The 23,829-nt window shown below is 38.6% G+C and carries 17 protein-coding genes; 10 read left to right on the top strand and 7 right to left on the bottom strand.

Annotated elements, in window-relative coordinates:
• Positions 1–54 precede the first annotated feature (54 nt).
• The 3 genes from BCU68_RS14235 to BCU68_RS14225 all read right to left on the bottom strand — a co-directional run bounded on the left by BCU68_RS14235 (position 55) and on the right by BCU68_RS14225 (position 2,096).
• A complete protein-coding gene (locus BCU68_RS14235) occupies positions 55–678 on the bottom strand; it encodes a bifunctional 4-hydroxy-2-oxoglutarate aldolase/2-dehydro-3-deoxy-phosphogluconate aldolase (protein ID WP_102565420.1) in 624 nt (207 codons plus the stop codon).
• 115 nt (positions 679–793) lie between these two features.
• On the bottom strand, positions 794–1,726 hold the full coding sequence (locus BCU68_RS14230; RefSeq protein ID WP_102565419.1) for a sugar kinase: 933 nt from the start codon (positions 1,724–1,726) through the stop codon (positions 794–796).
• A gap of 34 nt (positions 1,727–1,760) precedes the next feature.
• Positions 1,761–2,096 (bottom strand): cupin domain-containing protein, encoded by a 336-nt coding sequence (locus tag BCU68_RS14225; RefSeq protein WP_102565418.1) that lies wholly within the window; start codon positions 2,094–2,096, stop codon positions 1,761–1,763.
• A 314-nt stretch (positions 2,097–2,410) separates the two neighbouring features.
• On the opposite strand from BCU68_RS14225, the gene BCU68_RS14220 reads away from it, so the two are divergent.
• The gene (locus BCU68_RS14220; protein WP_102565428.1) at positions 2,411–4,564 is read left to right on the top strand and encodes a heparinase II/III family protein; all 2,154 of its coding nucleotides are present in this window, start codon (positions 2,411–2,413) and stop codon (positions 4,562–4,564) included.
• 2 nt (positions 4,565–4,566) lie between these two features.
• Complete coding sequence (locus BCU68_RS14215) at positions 4,567–6,720, top strand: heparinase II/III family protein (RefSeq protein ID WP_102565417.1); 2,154 nt, start codon at positions 4,567–4,569, stop codon at positions 6,718–6,720.
• Between the two features lie 100 nt (positions 6,721–6,820).
• Here the strand turns inward: BCU68_RS14215 and BCU68_RS14210 are convergent, their stop codons facing one another.
• Both BCU68_RS14210 and BCU68_RS14205 read right to left on the bottom strand, forming a co-directional pair.
• Positions 6,821–8,176, bottom strand: coding sequence for an MATE family efflux transporter (locus BCU68_RS14210; RefSeq protein WP_277868787.1), 1,356 nt, complete (start codon positions 8,174–8,176; stop codon positions 6,821–6,823).
• A gap of 216 nt (positions 8,177–8,392) precedes the next feature.
• Positions 8,393–9,109 carry a FadR/GntR family transcriptional regulator gene (locus BCU68_RS14205; RefSeq protein WP_102565415.1) on the bottom strand — a complete coding sequence of 239 codons (717 nt, stop codon included), beginning with the start codon at positions 9,107–9,109 and terminating at the stop codon, positions 8,393–8,395.
• Positions 9,110–9,615: 506 nt separating this feature from the next.
• On the opposite strand from BCU68_RS14205, the gene BCU68_RS14200 reads away from it, so the two are divergent.
• The 4 genes from BCU68_RS14200 (at position 9,616) to BCU68_RS14185 (ending at position 14,075) form a co-directional block, all read left to right on the top strand.
• Entirely contained in the window at positions 9,616–10,332 is a 717-nt protein-coding gene (locus BCU68_RS14200) for a FadR/GntR family transcriptional regulator (RefSeq protein ID WP_102565414.1), read from the top strand.
• 177 nt (positions 10,333–10,509) lie between these two features.
• On the top strand, positions 10,510–12,387 hold the full coding sequence (locus BCU68_RS14195; protein ID WP_102565413.1) for a putative nucleotidyltransferase substrate binding domain-containing protein: 1,878 nt from the start codon (positions 10,510–10,512) through the stop codon (positions 12,385–12,387).
• Entirely contained in the window at positions 12,387–13,103 is a 717-nt protein-coding gene (locus BCU68_RS14190) for a 3'-5' exonuclease (protein WP_102565412.1), read from the top strand. The genes BCU68_RS14195 and BCU68_RS14190 overlap by 1 nt, the downstream gene beginning before the upstream one ends.
• A gap of 114 nt (positions 13,104–13,217) precedes the next feature.
• The gene (locus tag BCU68_RS14185) at positions 13,218–14,075 is read left to right on the top strand and encodes a DMT family transporter (RefSeq protein ID WP_102565411.1); all 858 of its coding nucleotides are present in this window, start codon (positions 13,218–13,220) and stop codon (positions 14,073–14,075) included.
• A 98-nt stretch (positions 14,076–14,173) separates the two neighbouring features.
• Here BCU68_RS14185 and BCU68_RS14180 read toward each other — a convergent pair whose 3' ends face one another.
• Together BCU68_RS14180 and BCU68_RS14170 are read right to left on the bottom strand one after the other, a co-directional pair.
• Entirely contained in the window at positions 14,174–14,863 is a 690-nt protein-coding gene (locus BCU68_RS14180; protein WP_102565410.1) for an oligogalacturonate-specific porin KdgM family protein, read from the bottom strand.
• 300 nt (positions 14,864–15,163) lie between these two features.
• Positions 15,164–16,147 (bottom strand): polysaccharide lyase family 7 protein, encoded by a 984-nt coding sequence (locus tag BCU68_RS14170; protein WP_102565408.1) that lies wholly within the window; start codon positions 16,145–16,147, stop codon positions 15,164–15,166.
• 297 nt (positions 16,148–16,444) lie between these two features.
• Here BCU68_RS14170 and BCU68_RS14165 point away from each other — a divergent pair, with 297 nt between their 5' ends.
• From BCU68_RS14165 to BCU68_RS14150, 4 genes are all read left to right on the top strand, one after another.
• Positions 16,445–18,004 (top strand): polysaccharide lyase 6 family protein, encoded by a 1,560-nt coding sequence (locus BCU68_RS14165; protein WP_102565407.1) that lies wholly within the window; start codon positions 16,445–16,447, stop codon positions 18,002–18,004.
• Between the two features lie 68 nt (positions 18,005–18,072).
• Entirely contained in the window at positions 18,073–19,818 is a 1,746-nt protein-coding gene (locus BCU68_RS14160) for a hypothetical protein (RefSeq protein ID WP_102565406.1), read from the top strand.
• Between the two features lie 95 nt (positions 19,819–19,913).
• Entirely contained in the window at positions 19,914–20,690 is a 777-nt protein-coding gene (locus BCU68_RS14155; protein WP_102565405.1) for a hypothetical protein, read from the top strand.
• Positions 20,691–20,774: 84 nt separating this feature from the next.
• On the top strand, positions 20,775–22,670 hold the full coding sequence (locus tag BCU68_RS14150) for a methyl-accepting chemotaxis protein (protein WP_102565404.1): 1,896 nt from the start codon (positions 20,775–20,777) through the stop codon (positions 22,668–22,670).
• Positions 22,671–23,829 lie beyond the last annotated feature (1,159 nt).

The raw sequence follows: 23,829 nt of genomic DNA, 5'->3' as shown, positions 1-23,829 counted from the left end.
TGGTCTAGCAACTTAATCGTTACTCGCCATTATAAGTCGCTTGTTAAAGCTTAATTAGTTTACTGCAGCAACAGCGTCACGAACTAGAGCACCTAGTTCATCCCACTTGCCTTCATCCATAAGCTTAGTTGGAACCATCCAAGTGCCACCACATGCAAGAACTGCAGGGATTGATAGGTACTCATCAACGTTCTTAAGGCTAACACCACCAGTAGGCATAAATTTAACTGGGTAAACAGCTGTTAGTGCTTTTAGCATTGGAACGCCACCAGAAGGCTCAGCAGGGAAGAACTTAAGAGTACGTAGACCCATTTCCATTGCTTGCTCAACTAGGCTTGGGTTGTTAACGCCAGGAACGATAGCAACACCTTTATCAAGACAGTACTGAACGGTACGTGGGTTAAAGCCAGGGCTTACAATGAAATCTACGCCAGCATCGATAGAAGCATCGACTTGCTCGTTAGTAAGAACCGTACCAGAGCCGATCAGCATTTCTGGGAATTCTTTACGCATTACACGAATCGCTTCAATTGCACACTCAGTACGTAGAGTGATTTCAGCACATGGCATGCCGTTGTCTACTAGAGCACGACCTAGTGGGATTGCATCTTCAACGCGGTTGATAGCAATTACAGGGATTACTTTTAGCGAAGCTAGTTGGTCATTCAAAGTTGTCATAATTCTCTTCTCTTAATAGGCAGTATAAGTTGACTAAATACTGCTGAAATTACGCCGCTTACCTTATTAAGGTCAAGCGGCATATGAGGCATTGATTATATTACTGTAAACTATATTACAGAGATAAGTCAGGCATCGCTTCTTTTGGAATAACAGCACCAGGGTATTGGATAACTGTTCCAGCAACACAGTGACCAGCGTAAGCTGACTCAGGAGCTGTACCACCACAGAAACGTTTAGCTAGGTAGCCTGCACTGAATGAATCACCAGCAGCTGTTGTATCAACAACATTGGTAATCTTATTTGGTGCAACGTAGTTTGCTTCACCATTTTCAATAACAAGACAATCTTGGCTGCCACGCTTGATCACGATTTCTGAAACGCCAGCTTCAGATGTACGCTCGATACATTGCTCTAGGTACTCATCACCGTATAACTCTTGCTCGTCGTCAAAAGTTAATAAAGCAATATCAGTAAACGATAGCATTTTTAGGTACCAAGAAATCGCTTCTTGCTCACCTTGCCATAGTTTAGGACGGTAGTTGTTATCAAAGATAACTTTGCCACCTTTTGCTTTGAAAGCTTCTAGGAATGAGAAAAGAACCTTACGACCGTTGTCGGTTAAGATTGCTAGAGTGATACCACTTAAGTAAATAGCATCAAATGTCATCAGTTTTTCGATAACTGCGCTTGAGTCTTCTTGATCAAACATGAACTTAGCAGCAGCATCATTACGCCAGTAATGGAAGCTACGCTCACCAGTTTCATCTGTTTCGATGTAGTAAAGACCAGGCTGCTTGCCTGCAACACGAGAGATTAGTTGAGTTTCAATCCCTTCCGCTTGCCATTTTTCTAGCATGTCTACGCTAAATGGGTCTTGACCTAAAGCAGTAACATAGCTAGTTGAGATGCCATGTTCTTTAGTTAGGCGAGATAAATACAGAGCTGTATTTAAAGTGTCGCCACCAAAGTTCTGTTTAAGGCTGTCGCCATTTTTTTGTAGCTCAACCATACACTCGCCAATGACCGCGATGTTGAATGATTTCATGTGCTTACCTTAGCAACTGAGGTTGCGCTAACGATTATTTTAAGAAGTCTTCACGTGCAGGAGAAAACATATCAAGAAGGATGCTATCTTGCTCTAGAGCAACAGCACCGTGAACCATGTGCTTAGCAGCGATGTAAGCATCACCAGCTTTAAGTACATGTTTTTCGCCTTCGATTTCAGCTTCAAAGCTACCGCTAACAACGTAACCGATTTGGTCATGGATTTCGTGTGCGTGTGGTGCACCGATAGCGCCTTTGTCAAAGTTCAGGTGAACAGCCATAAGTTCATCAGTGTAGCCAACGATTTTACGTTTAATACCGCCACCAATATCTTCCCATTCGTGTTCTGCGATTTTGAAAAAGTTGCTCATGGGGTATCTCCTAAAATAATGAAATTGAAAAAAGTGTATTTCTATATGGGTATAATAAACTGCAAAATTCAATTGTCATACAATATACTTAATTTTATGTGACTTAAATCAAAGCTTATTTACTTGATTCTATATATATCAATGGCTTATGTATACGGTGCGTTGTGCGTATTTCAGGCTATTTTTGGTGTTAGATCAAATAAGTGTGATTCTTATCATCATTTCGCTATGGTTTAGTAGGATAAAACCTCTTATTGTATTACTTTATAGGCTATTTGAATAAATAACCCTGTCTATTATAGGTACTGATGATGATGACTACACAGCCAATTCTTCTTACTCAAGAGGAAATTGAACAGCTTCGTAAAGAGGTAGGGCGACCTACTTTGATGGGAAACACTATCGCTAAAAATGTTACAGAACTTGAAGCTTTCATGAGCCTGCCTTTAGAGGTTCCTGGTCATGGTGATGGTGGTAGTTATGAGCATAATCGTCATAAAGAAAATTATACTTATATGAACCTTGCTGGTCGTCTTTTCCTCATTACTGAAGAGCAAAAGTATGCCGACTTTGTTGTTGCTTTATTAGAAGAGTATGCCGACAAGTACCTTGAACTTGGCTTCCAAGTACAAAAGAATACTAACCCAACAGGACGTATCTTCCATCAGATCCTAAATGAACATGGTTGGTTACTATTTACCAGTATTGCTTACTCTTGTGTTGCATCAACAATGACAGAAACGCAACGTCAACGCATTATTGATCGTATCTTTATTCCAATGATCGAAATGAGTATCGATAAATACTCACATCGTTTTGATCATATTCATAATCATGGCGTTTGGGCAGTTGCTGCTGTTGGCGCTTGTGCTGTTGCTATCGGTAAGCCGGAATACCTAGAAATGGCGGTATATGGTAAAAACCCTGAAGAATCAAGTGGTTTCCTAGATCAAGTATCTAATCTATTTGCACCATCAGGTTACTACCTTGAAGGGCCATACTACTCTCGCTTTACTATTCGTCCATTAGTTCTACTGGCTGAAATCATTCATCGTCATATGCCTGAAGTTGATATTTATAACTACAAAGATGGCGTAGTAGGTAACACGGTTCAAGCATTGCTTGCTACGGCGTACCCTAACGGTGTATTCCCAGCAATGAATGATGCATCACAAAGTATGAGCATTGCTGATATGGGTGTTCAAGTTGCTGTGAGCATTTACGGTGCACATTACGCGTTAGACGATAATATTCTTGGTATGGCAAAAATCCAAGGTGGTGTATGGATGCACCCATGCGGCCTTAAAGTTTCTCGTGCCTATGAAGAAGCATCAGCGAAACGTGAAATTGGCTTGCCTTACTGGCCAAGTATGGAACTGAATGAAGGTCCTGATGGTACTCAAGGCGCACAAGGTTTTGTTCGTATGCAAGATAAGAGCGGTGATGTCTCTCAGCTTGTTATGAACTATGGTATGCACGGTATGGGTCATGGTCACTTTGATGCCTTAGGTATCACGCTATTTAATCGTGGACATGAAGTACTTCGTGAATATGGCTTTGCTCGCTGGATCAACGTTGAGCCTAAGTTCGGTGGTCGATACTTACCAGAAAACCCATCGTATGCACGTCAAACTATTGCCCACAATGGCGTAACGATTGATGAAACTTGTCAGAACTATTTTGATGTTGATCGTGCAGATTCAGTACATGGTTTACCACACTTCTTCCAAGTTAATGATGACAACCTAAAAGGCATGAGCGCATTTGCCAACGATCATTATGATGGTTTTGGTATGCAGCGTAGCGTTTTCCTACTTAACCTTGAAGAGTTAGAAGCACCACTACTGATTGATTTGTACCGCATTACTGGTGAAGGCGAGCATCAATATGATTACTCTCACCAATACAATGGTCAAATTATCCGTACTAACTTTGAATATGAAACATTTAAAGAACTTGAAACACTAGGTGATGATCATGGTTACCAACATCTATGGAAAGTCGGGGCTGGTGAAGCAAATGAAACGGCTTTAGTTAGCTGGCTACAAGATAATAGCTACAACACTTGGTTAGGTACTAGCTCTAATAGCAATGGTGAAGTTATCTTTACTCGCTCCGGTGCCAATGACCCAAGCTTCAACTTGCGCAGTGAACCAGCATTTACATTACGTAGCCGTGGTGAATCGACGTTATTTGCCTCGGTTGTGGAAACTCATGGTTACTTTAATGAAGAGTTTGAACAGTCGGTTAATGCACGTGGTGTAGTGAAAAATATTACAGTTGTTGGTCATAATGACACAGCAAGTGTTGTTGAAATTGAAACAGAAAAGTCACGTTGTGTACTGATGATCACCAATCAATCAGATGCAACAGAGACGACACAATTTGCAGTTGAATTTAACGGTAAGACATATAGTTGGACGGGTTACTACGCTCTTGAAGTAATTCAGTTCGAGCAGGAGAAATAATAATGAGCTATCAACCACTTTTACTTAACTTCGAAGAAGCAGCAGAACTTCGCAAAGCACTAGGCACGGATAGCCTTTTAGGTAAAGCACTGGCACGTGACATCAAGCAAACAGATGCTTATATGGCTGAAGTAGGCATTGAAGTTCCTGGTCACGGCGAGGGGGGCGGTTACGAACATAACCGTCACAAGCAAAACTACATTCACATGGATCTTGCAGGACGTTTGTTCTTAATTACTGAAGAGCAAAAGTACCGCGACTACATTGCTGATATGCTAACAGCATACGCAAAAGTTTACCCAACATTAGAAAGCAACGTAAGTAAAGATACTAACCCACCAGGTAAGATCTTCCACCAAACGTTGAATGAGAACATGTGGATGCTATATTCATCTTGTGCTTACTCATGTATTTTCCATACACTTTCTGACGAGCAAAAAGCACTGATTGAAAACGACCTATTTAAGCAAATGATTGATTTGTTTGTTGTTACTTACGGTCACGATTTCGATATCGTTCACAACCACGGTCTGTGGGCGGTTGCTGCCGTTGGTATTTGTGGTTACGCGATTAACGATCAAGCATCAGTAGATAAAGCACTTTACGGTCTTAAATTAGACAAAGTAAGCGGTGGTTTCCTTGCTCAACTTGACCAACTGTTTTCGCCAGATGGCTACTACATGGAAGGTCCTTACTACCATCGTTTCTCACTACGTCCAATTTACTTGTTTGCTGAAGCGATTGAACGCCGTCAACCAGAAGTTGGTATCTACGAGTTTAACGATTCTGTGATTAAAACTACGTCTTACGCAGTATTTAAAACAGCATTCCCTGACGGTTCTCTGCCTGCATGTAACGATTCATCAAAAACGATTTCAATCAATGATGAAGGCGTTGTCATGGCGACAAGCGTATGTTTCCACCGTTACGAGCAAGCTGAAACGCTACTTGCAATGGCAAATCACCAGCAAAATGTTTGGGTTCATACTTCAGGTCAAACACTGTCTAATGCCGTTGAAGCCGCTGATGAAATCAAGCCATTTAACTGGGGTAGCTTATACATCACAGATGGTCCTGAGGGCGAAAAAGGTGGTCTAGGTATCCTACGTCACCGTGATGTAAAAGATGACGATACTATGGCGCTTATCTGGTTCGGTCAGCACGGTTCAGATCACCAATATCACTCGGCGCTGGATCACGGTCACTATGACGGTCTGCACCTAAGTGTCTTCAACCGTGGTGTTGAAGTTCTGCATGACTACGGCTACGGTCGTTGGGTAAACGTTGAGCCTAAGTTTGGCGGTCGTTACATTCCAGAAAATAAGTCTTACTGTAAGCAAACTGTTGCGCATAATACTGTGACGGTAAACCAGAAGACGCAAAACAACTTTAACACAGCACTTGCTGAGTCTAAGTTTGGTCAAAAGCATTTCTTCAATATTGAAAATGACAAGCTACAAGGCATGAGCGGTCGTATTTCTGGTTACTACGAAGGTACAGAAATGCAACGTAGCATCCTACTTGCAGATTTGCCTGAGTTTGAAAAGCCACTTGTGATTGACATTTATCGTATTCAATCTGAGCAAGAGAACCAGTACGACCTACCTGTACACTACACAGGTCAAATCATCCGTACTGATTTTGAATACCAGACAGAAAGCACACTGAAACCAGTTGGCGATTCAGATGGCTATCAACACCTTTGGAATTTAGGTTCTGGCAAAGTCGAAGGCAGTTCACTGGTTAGCTGGTTAGTTAACAATAGCTACTATTCACTAGTAACCAGTGCTCAAGCGGCAGACAGCGAAGTTATCTTTGCTCGTCTAGGTGCTAACGATCACGACTTCAACCTACGTAGTGAACCTGCAATGATCATGCGCCAATCTGGTAAAGATCATGTGTTCGCTTCAGTTCTAGAGACTCATGGTTACTTTAATGAAGAGTTCGAGCAATCTGTTAATGCTCGTGGACTTGTTGAGTCAGTAACGGTTGTTGGTGATAACGAAGTTGGTACTATTGTTCGCATTGCTACGACAACCGGTAACACTTACCACTACGCAATTTCGAACCTAGCTGAAGAAGCTCAGCAAGCAACTCACAGTGTTGAGTTTGCTGGTGAGGCATTCACTTGGGAAGGTTCATTCGCTCAACTGTAATCCTTTTTATTAAACGATACAGTTAAGTCGAAGTAAAAATAAACCGGATGCCTTTACAGGTGTCCGGTTTTTTATTGGGTGACAGTCTGGCTCAAATCAGCTAGTCGTACATTAACTTTTCTGCTTTTTTCAGATCAAACTCTTTAAGAGACTTACGAGCTAGGTATCGGAAAGGGAAGGCCTTAATTAACTCTTCAAAGGGTTGCATTGCAAACGCCCAAAAAATGGAACCATCTAAGCCTAAAATGATGAAAGCACACAGCGGAATAGAAATAACCCACTGACCTGTAAAGTTGATTTTAAATACATCGGTGGTTTTACCAAGCGCACGAAGAATATTGCCATGCACAGTGTTATAGCCACGGATAATCGGTAGAAGAATGTATAACGGTGCGATAAGTGCTAATGCTTGATAGGTCGCTGCATCAAGATCTGGATAAATATCAGCAATAATAAAACTCAGCCCAGCAAAAAGAAAACCGCAGATAATCGATATTACGACCGCTATATTGATGCTTGTATCAACATTTTCTCTAAGGTCATCCATTTCCTTTGAGCCGATCGCTTGGCTAATCGTAATGGCAGAAGAGTGAGACCAAGCTGCTATGAACTGAGTGCCTGAGCGGATCCAGGGCATGATCAGAGTAATAGCAACGTACGCGTTAATCTCGAGTTGGGAATAGAGTAATTGATAAATGGTTGCACCAATCATTAAGATCGTGACATTAACGGCAACAGGAAAAATTTCCACAGCATGATTGCGAATGTTGTGTACCATTGCTAAGCCTATTGCTGGCGGCGTCAAAGTCACTCCCGCACTTTTCGTTATCGATCGGCTTAAATAAACCAACCTAACCGCAATCGCAATAACACTTCCTAATGCTGCACCTTGTACGCCCATTTCGTTAAGGTAAAAGCTATCAGAGAAATAAAAGCCGTGTATAAATAAGTAAGAGAGAGAAGTATTGACTGGTAATTCAATCAAATAGCCTTTAAATGGAATTTTTGATTTACTTAAGCCATTAAATAAAGCAATGATAACTTGAGTCACAGCAGTGAACAGAACGATATATTTAGAGATGCTCAAGTAGGTAGAAATTTCTTGATGAAGTGATGTGTTATCAGTAATAGCATGGATAACCGCATCATCAAAGAGTGTTAATAGTAACCAAAATAGAAGAGCGACAGAGGCATTAATCAGCATGCCCGACCAAAAGGCCTTGGATAGTGAATCGTTATTCCCTGAGCCCACAGCACGGCTTAATACCAATTGGGTACCATTTGCTAGTGCCATCTGAATGCCGAGTATAAAGGCAACAATTGTAGTGGCGATTCCCATGGCCGCCAAAGGGATCTCACCAAGTGGTGACACTAAGAAAGTATCAATCATTAGCATGGACTGCATAAGAAGCCCATTGAGTGCTAATGGCCAAGCAAGAGAGAAATTCTTTTTAATGTAGGATTGAGATGACACAAACAGACCTTTATGGAAGAGAAAAGTAAGATAAAGAGTAATTGCTGTTATCTATTATAATACAAATGATAGTATCAAAAAATGGAAGTGTTTGAAGTTGTGATAAAAGGCAAGCAGGGGAGAGGACTTGCCAGATATTAACTCAAAGAAATGAGGTAGGTATGCGTATGAGCTATTGTTGTATTAGCTTCGTTCGCATTAACCATTCGCAACCTTAGAGAGTTTTTGATTGTTATCATTAAGTAATAGTTGAGAGAAATCACGAGCCATATCAGCATTGCCAGTCATGATTGAGTCATAGATAGCTTTATGTTCAGTTAAGCAGAAATTACCGCCTTCAGCTGAATGGTCGATGAACTGCTTAAATATCGTAGATAAGATGTTACCAAATGGGATATAAAATTGATTACCGGTTGAAAGATAAATAGTCTGGTGAAATAGGTGGTCATTCACTGTCCACTCTTCATAATCAAAGGCTAAAGCTGCTGCGGTCATTTTCTGGAATAAAACCGACAGTTCTTTGCGTTGTTCAACCGTTGCATTTTGTGCTGCTAACGCGCATGCTTCTGGTTCAATCGCTTTTCTAAGACCAAGAAATTGTGCTAAGAAAGGTTGTGTATCTTCTAAATCTTGAATCCACTCAAGTAATTGCGGATCAAGAAAGTGCCATTGAGAGCGAGGGCGAATAGAGGTTCCCACTTTTGGCTTGGATTCGATGAGCCCTTTCGCTGAAAGTAGCTTAGTAGATTCTCGTAAAGCCGTACGACTGACCCCAAAAATTTCACACAGATCTATTTCACACGGAAGCTTTTCATTTTCAGCGAGCTCTCCGGAAAGAATTTTACGCGCAATTTGACGGGCGACTTGAACATGGATTCGACGAGTTGAATCCTCGACTAAAGAAAACGTGGCCACAAAGACCTCCTAAAAAAGAAAAAAGCCAGACGAATCTGACTTGAGATAAAGTAAAAAATAACAAGCAGAAAGGTTATGTGTTTACCACTTCAGTAGTAGAGTTCATAATTAAGATACATTGGCATTAAATCATTATGCGTAATGCAACCTACTGTTTGTTATTTCCTACGAGCTAATTAATAATACAATAGTACCTTCGTGAGTCAAGTTTATATGGCTGTAAGGTGATTTTTAATAGGTAGAGTGTGATGTTAGTCATATTCGGTGTTGGGGTTTTTCTTTAATTGTATTATTTATAGTGCTAATTTAAAAAAGAATATTGAATTATGTTCGGCTGAGGAATGATAATAAATACTGAATAATAACCAAGGCTCTATATTCAGTGTAATTAAAGAGCAATTTCAATGTCACGTTTCAGAATTTGATTGCTTCATTCATAGTTACTAATAGTGCTAATAGTGCTAATATTAACATTAAATAAGACATTAATTAAAAGCGATAGAAAAATGGCGGGTAGTTTTAATTCAATATCAGGCTCTAAGCGTAGCCTGCATGTACAGGTTGCACGGGAAATTGCGCGCGGCATTCTTTCAGGTAAATTACCTCAAGGTTCAATCATTCCAGGAGAGATGGTTCTTTGTGAGCAGTTTGGCATTAGCAGAACGGCATTGCGTGAAGCTGTGAAGCTATTAACATCAAAAGGGCTTTTACAATCACGCCCTAAAATAGGCACTAAAGTAGTTGAAAGAGCTTATTGGAATTTTCTTGATCCTCAGTTAATTGAATGGATGGATGGTCTTGCCGATACTGACCAATTCTGTTTTCAGTTCTTAGGGTTGCGTCGTGCTATAGAGCCTGAGGCGTGTGCCTTAGCTGCTAAATATGCTTCAGCAGAACAAAGAATTGAATTATCTGAAATATTTCAAGCAATGTGTGATGTTGCCTCTGCCCCAGAGTTTGACCAGGAAGCCTGGACAAATATAGATATGCAATTTCATAGCTTGATATTTAATGCTACTGACAATGATTTCTATTTACCTTTTGGCAATATACTTACGACGATGTTTGTTAACTTTATCGTTCACTCTTCAGAAGAAGGTAGCACGTGTATTGATGAGCACAGACAAATATATGAAGCTATTATGGCCGGTAACTCAGATAAAGCTCGTCAAGCTTCAGCAAACCATTTGCAGGAAACTAAGCACAGATTGCCAACCATGTAATAGAGCTTATACTCATGACAGATATTGAAGCATACTTAGGTATGCTTTTTTTATGACTGCTATAATGAAAGAACATAAACGATAATTATGCCTAATGTTAATTCATATCAAAATATTAACATCATCGGTTGTTTGTTATATAATAATACTTATTAAGCCTTTTTTGTGAGATATATCATGCCACAATCGTTGCTGCCAAATATTATTCAATTTATTAATCAGATTGATCCTTTTGATAAAATCAATAAAGAAGCGTTGAGAAATCTCGCAAGCCACATCCAAATCATCTATTTGGCTAAGGGCGAAGTTGTTGACTTAGCCAGTGAAGATAAAGAAAAAGCACTGTATGTAGTTAGAACTGGCGCTATGGAACAACGAAAATCTGATGGCGTATTACGTGCAAGGTTAGGTGCTGAAGATCTATTTGGTTTTACCTTCTTAAATGAAGTAGCAGTTAACGAACAAGAGAGTTATATCACTACTGCAATTGAAGGTACGTTACTTTATATTATTCCTCATTCTGCTCTACAGCAACTTTTCAAAAACTGCCCGCATATGGCAGAACACTTTGCTTCTCAAGCACAAGTTCGTTTAAAGTCAGCTCTGGATGTTGTCTGGTCAAATAAAGAGAAAGGGCTTTTTATTCGTCGTGTCGAGGATGTTGCTAGCGGTAAAGTCGCAGTGGTAACTTCTGATATGACCATCCAAAAAGTCGCCCATGAAATGAGAATGGTAGAACGCTCCTCATGTGCAGTTGTGTATGAGAATGAGAGTATTGTTGGTTTGATCACTGACCGAGATATGACCAAGCGTGTAATTGCTCATGGTGTCCCTATTGATAGGCCGATATCAGAAGTCATGACTTACTCACCATTGACGATTAAACCGGATGATCTTGTCTTACATGCAGCTTCTGTAATGATGCAATTTAACATTCGTAATTTACCGGTGGTGAAGAATAATAAAGTAGTCGGTCTACTCACGACTTCTCACTTAGTACAAAATCACCGTGTACAAGCGATATTTCTTATTGAAAAGATTAAATACGCAGGAAGTATTAAAGCCTTAGCGTCATACACACCAGAAAGGCAGGCCATTTTTGAAGCTTTGGTGGAAGGGAAGGTTGCTCCAGAGACGGTAGGTAAAGTGATGAGCATGATCATGGATGCTTACACTAAACGTATTATTCAAATTGCGATTGATAAAATCGGTGAACCGCCGTGTGCTTTTTCTTGGATTGTTGCCGGCTCTCACGCTCGTAATGAAGTACATATGTTATCTGATCAAGACAGCGCGATTGTTCTCTCTGATGATGCGACTGAAAGTGACAGGATATACTTTAAACATCTCGCGACTATCGTATCTAATGGTTTAAATTCTTGCGAGTACCCCCTTTGTCCTGGTTTCTATATGGCCTCAACATCAAAGTGGTGTCAACCGCTTCATGTTTGGAAAGAGTACTATAAGAAATGGGTAGCCAATCCAGAATATGAACGCTTACTTAACATTAGTGTCTTCCTAGAAATAAGAACCCTGTATGGCAATTGTGACTATGAAACCATTTTACGTGATGAATTACACCGCAATATTCGCTCTAATCGAGAGTTCTTATTAACCTTGGTGACCGATGCAGTAACGACGAATCCGCCACTGGGAATCTTCAACAGTCTTGTTCTAGAAAAATCTGGGGAAAACAAAAGCACGCTGAATATAAAGAAATATGCCATAAACTTAATTATTGATTTAGCACGTATCTATGGTCTTGCTGTTGAATGTGATCTTTCTGGTACGGAAGAGCGCTTTGCTGCAGCGAATGAAAAAGGTTTGCTGAGTGATGATGCTTATAAAAATATTATTGGTGCATATCAGTTTATTCTTTCCTTTAGATTTAGCCATCAACTTGAAGCGCTAAAGAAAGGCGAAGAGCCGAACAATCATATTGATCCAAACAGTTTTGGTAGTTTTGAGCGTCAGCATTTAAAAGATGCGTTTAGGATTATTGCTGAATTACAAGATGCCGCTAAAGTTCGCTTTGGTTCACGTGGAGCTCGTTAATGAATCGATTATTTAACTATTTTCACCCTTTGACGCGTGTGACTCGTGAGCGGAAAAAGTACTTAGAGCAAGGTAATATCCCTAAATTACTGGCGACACTTATAGAAAAACCTAGCCCAGACTTGGCGGATAAAGCAGAGGATCTGGATTATTTAGTGCTCGATCTTGAAACCACCGGACTCGATAGTGAACATGATCTGATTTTATCTATGGGGTGGGTGATTGTTTCGAATAACCGTATTGATTTAGCGACGTGCCAACATTTATACATAAACAGTGATTCACAAGTAAACCCTGAAACGGCGGTTATTAACCATATTACTCCGCAGATGCTAGTTGAAGGCGTTTCGATTCATGATGGTGTTTTAGCTTTACTTGAAGCAATAGAGGGCAGAGTGCTCGTTGCTCATGGTTGTATGGTTGAAACGCAATTTTTAAATCGATATATTCGTGAAAATTATCACGTCAGTGATGCTCCCTTCTTATGGTTAGATACTCTGTGCATTGAGAAAAAGCTTGCTATGGCGATTAATAATCAAGAGGATCTCAGCTTACTACTATCGGCTACCCGAGAACGTTATAACTTACCAGAGTATAATAGTCATAATGCTTTAGTTGATGCGGTTTCAACTGCTGAGTTATTATTAGCACAGCAAAAGCGTATATCACCCTCAGAAGGTGTGAACTTTAGCCACTTATACAGATTAAGCAACTAGTTTAATCACTGTTTTATAAATAAATAGATAAGCAGAAGGGCGTTTTTGTTCTTCTGCTTTTTGTTGTTTCTAAAATGAGAATCAACGGTATTACTACCCTTAATAGAGAGTTACATGTCCCAAAAATCGATTAACCATGCCATTCTTCTGCTGGTATTAGCGAACTTATTAGCTTCGTTTTCAGACGTAAGTTTGAAAGTTTTAAACGGTGAAGTACCCATTTTTCAATATGTTTTTATCCGTCAATTGCTCAGCGTTATGTTGCTGTTTCCTTTATGGATTCGTTTACCAAAAGCACAGCGTCAACAGGGGCACTGTAAAATAGCATTTTGGCGTGCTCAACTGATTTTAGGTGGCAGTGCTTGCGCTATGGTTGCCATCACGCATTTAACGTTGGCAACAGCGAATGCTATGTTTTATGTTGGACCTTTAATGATGCTACCGCTTTCAGTGTTTTTATTAAAAGAGACACCACCTTTAGGTAAAATTATTGCAACCTGTATTGGCTTTGTTGGCGTTCTTATCGTGTTGCGACCAGAGCACTTTCATTGGGCTGCTATTGTTGGTTTGGGCAGCGCACTTGCAATGGGGCTAGGTAATATCCTTATTCGTCGTTTACCACCAGGTCAGCATTTAATATCGACACTATTTTGGACCAGTGTGATGACATTACCGCTGGCACTCGTATTGGCTATTTATCAGTGGACTGAGATTACTTGGGTGCATGTCATGTGGATTATGGCGATCAATCTATTCGTACTTGGTTATCATGCGCTGGTGGTGGTGGCTTATAAAAAAGCAGCGGCAGGTCAAATTGCATTAGCAGAGTATTCAGGCTTAGCATTTGTGACGCTTTTTGGTGTGATGTGGTTTGATGAAATTCCGGATATGTTAACCGGATTAGGTATTGCGCTTATTGTTATCCCTATGATGCCGATTCAATGGAAAAAGTGGCTACGTAAAATGAAATAGCGCTATAAAACCGATTCATAATAACAATAACGGCCTGATTAATTATGATATTAATCAGGCCGTTTTTTACATTATATCTAAAGTAGTAAAATACCAAATTAGAAGTAGTAAGTGATACCTACGCGACTACGTAATTGACGTTCATGACTTGATTTATCATTATTAGTAAATGTGACATTACCGAACTCAATATGTGGGCGCCAGTTTGAGTTTGGAATCTTGTAACCTAACTTAACTAGAGCATCCCAGTTAGAGTAATCCTCATCATACTTACGCGCATAGTCATCATGTGAGTATTCGTAGTTAGCTTCAAAGCCAAATTGCCAACCGTTGTGTGAGTAATCTAGGTTACCAGTTACTTTACTTTTCGTTGTATTGTCGCCACCTGTTTCATTTGTACCTTGGCGGAATTCATGACGGTAACGTAGTTTAACTTGTAAACCAGAGTCTAGATTGTAACCGATGCGAACTTGAGGTTTGTAGGTAGTACGATCGTTACCAAAAGTAATTGGCATACCTGGTTGAATATAGAATTGATCGGTGAACTTGTAGCGGTAGCTATATTCAAACTCGTTATCGCCTCTTGCAAGATCTTTAAATGGCTGACCTACTTGCTTTGATTCAATGCTGTAAGCGTGTGGACCTGTACTGCCACCAATTTTGATACGGCTAGCATATGTTTCATCTTCATGTTTATATTCTTGGCGGAAATCAAGAGAAGCAGCGCTAACAGAGGTGGCAAGTAAAGTAGAGCACACTGCTAAAAGGATTTTATTATTGTTTTGCATTAAAAGTCCTACGAACATTTGTATTAAGATATGGCAAAGATGATATAAGTTTTGCTATCCCAAAACTGTGATCTAAATCGCCATATTTTTGCCATTTTATATCAAAAAATATAAATAGAGCACGTTTTTTTCTCTGTAAACTATTGATATTGATAGTTGTATCGATTGCTATTTTAATCGGTAGCTGTACTGTTATTTGTATTATAAATGTGATTTGAGTCGGTTGGGTTTTAGAAAAAATCACACCTGCTACTCGTATTTATCGTAGTGCAGCAGGTGATTGATAAAAATGGTTAAAAATTATGGGTGAGTAATGTTAATGTGATTAAAACCAACTTGGAAAATTTGGTTACTAAAGTCAGGATCAGGTTTTACTTGTGGGTATATACCGGCTTTAAAGTAGTAGGCAGCATCCCCCCATTGCTTAGATAAAGTATAGCTTTTACCATCTTTATCGATCACAGTTTCTCCCCATTTAAGCTCTCCAGTGGTCTCTGTCTTACCTGCAATCAATGTGCTGATTTCCATACCAGTCTCATTGACATGGATTGTATATTGCCAAGGCGTATTGGCAGTAACAGTACCAAGGTTTAGACTAAATGAGTTACAGGTATCACAAGTCTCATTATTTTCATTAAACGAATCATTAATAATGGCACGTATAGGTTTTTCTTCACCTTCCCATTGAAGTTTGATGAGCGCCTGTTTTATTTCATAGCCATGGACTTGACCAACAATCACTTTAGGATCTGAACCTATCACGCTCTTATCTGGGTAATCTTGGATCTCTAGTTGTGTATTTAGTCGGTGTTCACCAGTAATCGACCAGTTTTGATTGGATGAACTGCAACGGTTTTCCGTTTCAAAATTAAAAAGTTCACGCAATTCAGAGCGAACATAACTCGAGTTCGTTGTGGTTGCCCCTTCATCACCGAGGTTAACTGAAAAAATTAACTGTGGGTTCTGATTATCATCTTCAGTGCGCCAGAAGTAGGGTAGTTCGGTTTCATCATCTAAAACATCTTTTCCAGTGCATTCTGCTGGAATTAATTCCGCAGCGCTTTCGCCACCAGTACCATAAAAGTCATCTCGGCTTACTGGTAGCGTGATTTTCCATTGATTAATATCCCAACCACAATCAGTACACTCATCAGGAACATCAGGAACATCAGGAACATCAGGAACATCAGGAATATTAGGGGGTGTTTCATTTTTATCGGAGTTGCAACCAATGATGGCGAATGATAGTAGAGTTGTTGCAATTAATGTATTTTTTGTATTCATGATCGTTACTTTTTATTTGGATTATGATCATACAATACAATTGTGTAAGTATATCTAGCATTAATAAATATAGTAAATTGTGATAGATATAACATTTTTGGATAATCATTCTGTAAATTTGTGATTTTTGTTATGATTATAAGTTTATGATTTAATGGTATTTTGTTCTGGATTATGCTTTTTGTGCAAATAATACTTGAATGGCTGTTACATTTTTGGAATTAACTTATTGCTCTCGATCACAGTTTTATTGATAAGGATATCAGATAATTAAATAATACAATTGGAGAGTGTAAAATGAAAAAGTCTATGATTGCGGGAGCAATTTCGCTCAGTTTACTTGGTGGTTGTGCTTCAACAACGACCGATTTGTTTGAAGATGCTAAGTGGAATACCGCAACGGTTGAGGTTAATAGCAAAGCCATTATTGATGCAAATGCTATTTTACCAGGTGATGCTCAAGCTCTAAAAACACAATTACTTAATTTAAAAGATGGTGACACTTTAGAAATTGATGCAGGCAAATATGCTGACCTAGGCCAATTTAACATTACAGCTAATAATGTAGTGATTAAAGCAAAGCAAGAAGGTACAGCATGGTTTACAGGATCTGTTCAAATTAATCTTGTAGGTAACAACATTACACTTGATGGTTTAGTGTTTACCGAAGGTGGTCCTGCTCAGCGTATGGGTGGGCTTATTTTCCGTGGTGATAATAATACTTTAACCAATTCAACGTTCTTTTTCTTTAATTATGGTTACGAATACGAACCAGATGAAAGACGCTCTGAGTATCCTAAAAATTTGTGGATCTCAGTATACGGTAAAAATAATCAGCTAATTGATAATACTTTTGAAGGAAAGCATAAGCGCGGTACTTTGATTGGTATTCAAAAAGTGAAAGGTGATGAAACACCAGATCATCACTTAGTTAAAGGTAACCTATTCTATAACCAAAAGCATAACCAATTTAACGAGTTCGATATTGCTGAAGCAAAACGTTATAACTCAAATAGTTGGGAAGCTATTCGAGTAGGTGATTCAAAAAGCTCTATTTACTCATCTGCAACGACTATTACTGAAAACCTTTTCTTACAATCAGATGGCGAAACGGAACTTGTTTCATTTAAGTCAGGGGATAATATCTTAAAAGGTAATACATTTATTGATAATGCATCAATGGTTTCATTGCGTCATGGTCAAAATACAACAGTAGAAGATAACGTTATTATTGGTAATGGTAAAAAGTTTTCCGGTGGTATTCGTTTTTATGATCAAGGCCATACTATTCGTAATAATTACATTGAGCGTGTAATGGGTACCGGTGATGTTCGTGGTGGTATTGCGATTAATACTGGTATTAATGACATATTGGCAGGTGAAACACTAGACCAAGACGTGAAAGGGATGGAGCTGAATAAACAAGCAACGGCTTATCAAGTAACGATTGAAAACAATACTATCATCGACTCTCGTCAAAACTTTCTTTATTCAGATAAAATGCACAGAGTTAGCTTATATGAAAACGATAGCGTAAGTACGGTTTATCCTGGTACAGATATAACATTCAGAAATAATATTTCATATGCACAAGCAAATAGAACATTAGCAATTAAAGCGAATGATAATGTTGCTCCACTAGTTAACCCAACTTATGAGAACGAAGTAGTATACGGTTCTGTGGTAGGTACAGAGTTACCATGGGATGGAATTTTATACCGTGACCCTAAATTTAAGCGTGCAGATAATGGTTTGTTAGAAGCAACTAATTTTGATGGTGGTGCTCGTAATTTAACCGTATTAACTATGGAAGATACGGGTGCAAATTATCGCCTTAAGCGTGCCGATTCAATTTAAAAAATAATATTCCCTATATATATAATGCCCCCATGAATAGGGGGCAATAAAAACACGAGAGTATAAATATGAAACTTAAAAAACTGTCTTCTTTGATCTGTGTTGCATTAGCAGCTGGCTCGCTTGCTGGTTGTAATTTCTATGATGAACCACATATTCCAGACGATGGTAGTGAGACACCACCTGTTGAATTGCCTCCAGTTGGAGAAATCATTTCAGTGGAAACAGGCGATGAACTAAAAGAAGCGATTGAAGCAGCTAAAGCTGGTGATGTCATTGGCTTAGTCGTTGGTGGTGATTTTGCTTCAATGGGAACGATTGTTCTTGAAAAACCGCTAACAATTACTTCAGTATCAGCAGAAGGTGAAGTAGTTAGTGGATCGGATCCCGTTGCTAAAATTACGGGTGCAAGCTGTTTTTATATCCCATCAAGTGCTGAAGAAACATTAAGAGGCGGTAACGCAGTGACACTTGCGAACCTAGCCTTTGAAAAAATGGTCGTTGATGCTTGTAGTAGTGATGGCAATGATAGTCAAAATGCCATCATTAATGTAGGTAAAGTAGGCAAAGATAAAACACCTGTTAAGTTAAGTAATATCACTATCGATGGCACTGGTATTAGTGAACCAACCGGTGAATCAGATGCGTGGATTTATTCGCGTGGTCTAGTTAATGTATCGGATAGTACTTTTATTAATAAATCAGAAGATGCAAAAAGCATCATGTATTTAAACTGTGATAGTTCAGCGTCACGTGGCGGTTCAAATAGTGACCCTTATGGTTCAAAGTTTGACAATAATACGTTTGGCATGGCTACGGCGAATACATCAGCTATGACCAAAGTAGCCACAATTGGCCGTCCTAGTGAAGTAGGTAACAGTAATAAAAACTGCCTAACAACATTCACCGATAATACTTTTGTAAACTTTGCAGAACTAATGAGTGAAACAGATGATGCTTCAACAGCACTGTATGATGTATTTGGTGATACGACAGAGTCAGGCAATATCTTAGAGAATGATGGTGAAACTCCACCACCTGTTGGAAATGATCCATTGACAACAGTTGAAGAAGTGAATGCAGCGATAGAAGCCGCTACTGTTGGTGCTACCGTGACACTTGCAGCGACAGGTGTATTTGATTCTGGTGTAATTACACTGGATAAACAAATCACACTAACTGGTGAAGATGGAGCCACTATTTCAGGTTCAACGTGTATTGATGTTGTTAAAGGTGCTGAAGGTGCAACTATTTCAGATCTGAACTTCACGAACGATGCGATTGTAATGTGTGGTAGTACCGACGACAAAAAAGAAGCAGTAATCAATATTCAAAAAGTAGGTCAAGATAACATGCCAGTTATTTTAACTAACTTATCTTTTGATGCTTCAAACATTACCTCTCAAGAGCAAATTGACAATAAAGGTAACTGGATTCGCTCTTATGGTTACTTTGAATTAACCAGCAGCACATTTACTCATTTAAGCTCTGATCTGCAAAATGATGCAATTCGCCTAACTTGTAATTCTAGTGCGGGTAAGCTTGGTACTGTTATTGAAAACAATGCGTTTACAATGGAAGGCAGTCACTCAAAAGAAACCAGTGCCGTTAAAATTGGCGACTCGAACGGTGGTCAAATTAAAGCTGATCAAGACCAATGTAATACCAGCGTAATTAGCAATACCTTCACTAACTTTGCTCATGAGATTACAAGTGATCTTTCTGATTCAAGTGCTGGTCGCGATGCTGCTATCTTTGCCTTATCAGAAGACGAGAGTAACAATGTATTTAGCCCAGTAAATGCATTTAATTAATTAGTTCTAATACTTAATTATTATAAAGTTGATAGGCACGTGTCTATTATTTCGGCGTGCCTGGTATGTATCATACCAATATAAAGAGATTTAAAATGAAAAAAACAATATTAGTGGCAAGCTTATTTGCTATGGCCTCTGGTTCAGCTTTAGCTGCAGATAGCTCAATTACTTTAAAGTGGGAACATAAATTATTAGATGGTCGTACTGATCGCCCTAAATTTGAATTTGGCCATCGTATGGATAACGGTTTTAAGTTTGGTTTTGAGCAAGCTTGGCAATATGACCGTAGCCAAAAAGAGATCGATAGTGGTTTTGCCCCAGAGCAGTATGAGCTAACATTTAAGACTGACTATCGTTTCCGCTGGGGTGATAAAAATGAATATCAAGCAGGTCCATTACTTGATTACCAGGTAAAAGAGACAGCAGAAACGATCCGTTTTGGTGCATTTTACGGTTATCAGTTTTCACGCGACTTCAGTGCAAAAGTACGCGTTCGCTATTCACAAAACATTGATCGTATGAGCTTAGGTAAGGATTATCGTAATGATTATAATAAAGAAATGCGTTATGACTTATGGCTAACCTATCGCTGGAATGACTTCACTTTTGTGTGGGATGCTATTTTCTTACAAAAACTTTCTCAAGATGCATCAGGTAGTGATCATGTTTATGACAACAATGATACTTTTGCTATGGAAAATGAGTTTAGTGCCGAATACCGTTTGCCTAACGCACGTTCGCATGCGTTTTACGGTAAATTTAAGCTAAAACAAGAGTTACTTAAAAACTCGGTATTAAATGGTGACTACGCTGAAAATTACGGCAAGCGTGATAATGCGATAGAATTTGGATATAAATACCGTTTCTAGTCACAAATTCTGTTTTTAATCATTTGTATTATAATTAAATGAGTCATAATTTATGACTCATTTTTCGTATAGGGCATAAAAAAAATGAATAAACTAGGGTTAAAGGGAATACTATTAGCAAGTGTCATTAGTTCGTTAGTTATCACACTATCAACAATGAGTTATTTCTCTTATTCATCATTTAAGTCAAAAGCACAACACGATCTTTTTAGTAGCATAGATAGTGCTATGGCTTATGAGTCAGAATTGATCGAATCTAATATCAAGCATCACTTAACAGCAATGACACAGTTAGCGAGCTTATATAATGATTCTAATTTTCAAAGCGGTTATGAAAAAAGTCTTCAAGTTGCTGCCAAAGCGGGTAACTTGAATAAAGTAACGCTTGGCTTTGATGATGGTCGTAGTTTTGTGTCTATCCCTTCCGAATCATTCCCTGGTGGCATTGGTGTTTTAGAACTTTATGATCCACGAACTAGACCGTGGTTTACTTTTGGTCGTCAAAGCAATAAAGCGATGTTGATTGATGTCTTTTTCACTCGTGTAGGTGATCCTTTGACGGGTGTTGTTATGCCAGTTAATGGCGGTGCTTTACTGTCAGATATTCGCTTAGATAATATGCAGAAGACATTAGAAAATATTGATGTTCTCGATGGCTCATTAGGTATTATTACCGATGAAAACGGGTTAATTTTAGCTTCTACTGCTGAATTTGCTCCTGTGCGTTCTAATATCAACCAATTACCTAATTTTACTCAGTTAACTTCTTCTCAAAGCAATGGACAGTCTTACGATGCTGGTGAGAATAGTTGGCTATCATTTTCTCAGCCAATAGACTTAACGAATGCTAAACAATGGAATTTAATTTTACTTCTTGACCGTGAGGTAGCATTAGCTCCAGTTTATGCTGCAAGTCAAAACCTTATTCTAGTGGCATTGGTTATTACTGTTATTTCTGCGACTCTATTGATCTTTATTCTTAATTATATCTATCGTCCAATTTTATCATTGAAAGCAATTGTACAAGATTTATCTCATGGAAATGGCGATTTAACTCAGCGTTTGCAAGTCAATACATCCGACGATTTAGGTCAGATCGCGATTGGCATTAACCAATTCATTGAAAAACTTCAGCGTATGATGTTAGAAGTGAAAGATGTTTCAGAAAATCTATCTCACCGCGTGGAGTCATTACGTCATCACTCTGAGGTTAGCCAGGAAATTTTAGGTCAGCATGTCGCAGAAACCGATTTAATCGTGACAGCGGTTGAGGAGTTAGCGAACACTGCAGGTCTGGTTGCCGATAATGCTAAAGATAGTGCGTCATTAAGTCATAGTGCAAGCATGATGGGCAGTCACTCGCAAAGTGCTTTGCAGCAAGCACAAGGAACGATTCATACCTTAGTGGATGAAGTCGATATTGCCTCATCAAATGTCGAAGCCATGGAGCATGAAAGCCAAAGTATTCAATCGATTGTATCAGTCATAGGTGGTATTGCTGACCAAACTAACTTGTTGGCATTAAATGCTTCTATTGAGGCGGCAAGAGCGGGTGAGCAGGGTAGAGGCTTTGCTGTTGTGGCTGATGAAGTACGTGCATTAGCGGCAAGAACCCAACAAAGTACTTCAGAAATAGAATCAACTTTGTCAGAATTAAATAATGTTTCTGCTAAAGTCGTTAATGCAATTTTAAGAACGAAAACAACTTGTACTGATATGGTGTCCGAGACACAGGCTGTATCGAATAGTTTAGTTGAACTTGGTGTTAGTACCAATCAAACCAATGAGCTCAGTGCGCAAATCTCAAGTTCAGCCGATGAACAAAATGAAGTGATTGTCAGTATTAATCAAAACATACACCATATTCACTCTATGGTTGAAAAAATGCAGGTTGAAATGGAAGCTCAACACGGAGAGTCAGAACAAATTGCAGTGATTAATAATCAATTAGAGGGCTCAATCTCACAGTTTAAACTATAGGCTTGCGTTACTTGATGCCTGTGTAAATTGTTATCTTTTTCATTCTACCCTCGTAGTCAATAAAGCCAGTTGTCATCATTGATAACTGGCTTTTTTATTATCAACATTTCTGTAAACCCTCCAGACTCGCTAAAGTCTTCTGTCGATACTATCGCACTCTGATAAAGTACTACAATTGGCAGTTAATCATAGTTAATCATAGTTAATCATTGAATTTTCAGTTTTTATGTATAATCGATTGCTATTAAAGATGAAATGAGTGTGGTTATACAAGTTATTGATTTTATAGGTTATTTTATTTTGTCTTAAAATTGTATCTATTCTTGAATTTGCGACAAAAAAGTAAAAATGAGATCAAGATCTCACTTGTCATATAATCATACATTAATACCTTTCAATCTTTGGATTACTGGTTTAAAGTACAACCAACTTAATGAGAACAACATTTCAATATTTATTTGTATGAGTATTAAAGTTGTTGTCATGATAGTCGATTTGAGTGCTTGCGCTACAAATTAAAAATTTGAAGAAATGAAAAGCGTAATACGTAATGGTTTTCATTTTGCTGGTTTAACCATTAAACCAATCAAGTAAAAAGAACGGATTAGAGTGTTTTTAACATTTTGATTTTAGCTCCCAACGATAACTTATATATATACTTCTATATTTTCCCCCCGAGAATATAGTAAGTAGGTAATGGATACTTACCTTTGCGCCCACATTGATACAGGCAATGTGGGCGCCTTTTTATGCACAAAACTTAATTAGTAATACAAATAATCTTTCCAGTGGTTATTCGACTACAGTACACACCCACTTTTAGACTCTAATCTGATTTACCCCGTCATTTTCGTAAAGAGCATTGTAAATAAAAATAATTTAATTAATACTAATTATAAGCATCTGATCTCTTATGTGTTACTGTTAATTCGTATTCTATCTTGTTGTTATTAAAGCTTTATTATCTTTATATTGATCTGCATCTATTTTTTATAATGATAATGTATATTAGTTACAATTTTTTACCGTAAAGCGATCTGGATCACTTGTATTATTATAGCTTTAGACCTAATTAAGAGTTCTATCACGTATTTAAATTATTGTAGTACAAATATTCTAGGGTTCATTTATAGTAATCAATAAGAAAACACTATAATTA

Source organism: Vibrio sp. 10N.286.49.B3 (assembly GCF_002873395.1).
Lineage (GTDB): Bacteria > Pseudomonadota > Gammaproteobacteria > Enterobacterales > Vibrionaceae > Vibrio.
This window is presented reverse-complemented; position numbering and strand designations above follow the sequence as displayed.

Bases quoted from the DNA above. Each gene is read 5' to 3' on its own strand.
- BCU68_RS14235 (WP_102565420.1), bottom strand. From the start codon at position 678: ATGACAACTTTGAATGACCAACTAGCTTCGCTAAAAGTAATCCCTGTA.
- BCU68_RS14230 (WP_102565419.1), bottom strand. From the start codon at position 1,726: ATGAAATCATTCAACATCGCGGTCATTGGCGAGTGTATGGTTGAGCTA.
- BCU68_RS14225 (WP_102565418.1), bottom strand. From the start codon at position 2,096: ATGAGCAACTTTTTCAAAATCGCAGAACACGAATGGGAAGATATTGGT.
- BCU68_RS14220 (WP_102565428.1), top strand. From the start codon at position 2,411: ATGACTACACAGCCAATTCTTCTTACTCAAGAGGAAATTGAACAGCTT.
- BCU68_RS14215 (WP_102565417.1), top strand. From the start codon at position 4,567: ATGAGCTATCAACCACTTTTACTTAACTTCGAAGAAGCAGCAGAACTT.
- BCU68_RS14200 (WP_102565414.1), top strand. From the start codon at position 9,616: ATGGCGGGTAGTTTTAATTCAATATCAGGCTCTAAGCGTAGCCTGCAT.
- BCU68_RS14195 (WP_102565413.1), top strand. From the start codon at position 10,510: ATGCCACAATCGTTGCTGCCAAATATTATTCAATTTATTAATCAGATT.
- BCU68_RS14190 (WP_102565412.1), top strand. From the start codon at position 12,387: ATGAATCGATTATTTAACTATTTTCACCCTTTGACGCGTGTGACTCGT.
- BCU68_RS14185 (WP_102565411.1), top strand. From the start codon at position 13,218: ATGTCCCAAAAATCGATTAACCATGCCATTCTTCTGCTGGTATTAGCG.
- BCU68_RS14180 (WP_102565410.1), bottom strand. From the start codon at position 14,863: ATGCAAAACAATAATAAAATCCTTTTAGCAGTGTGCTCTACTTTACTT.
- BCU68_RS14170 (WP_102565408.1), bottom strand. From the start codon at position 16,147: ATGAATACAAAAAATACATTAATTGCAACAACTCTACTATCATTCGCC.
- BCU68_RS14165 (WP_102565407.1), top strand. From the start codon at position 16,445: ATGAAAAAGTCTATGATTGCGGGAGCAATTTCGCTCAGTTTACTTGGT.
- BCU68_RS14160 (WP_102565406.1), top strand. From the start codon at position 18,073: ATGAAACTTAAAAAACTGTCTTCTTTGATCTGTGTTGCATTAGCAGCT.
- BCU68_RS14155 (WP_102565405.1), top strand. From the start codon at position 19,914: ATGAAAAAAACAATATTAGTGGCAAGCTTATTTGCTATGGCCTCTGGT.
- BCU68_RS14150 (WP_102565404.1), top strand. From the start codon at position 20,775: ATGAATAAACTAGGGTTAAAGGGAATACTATTAGCAAGTGTCATTAGT.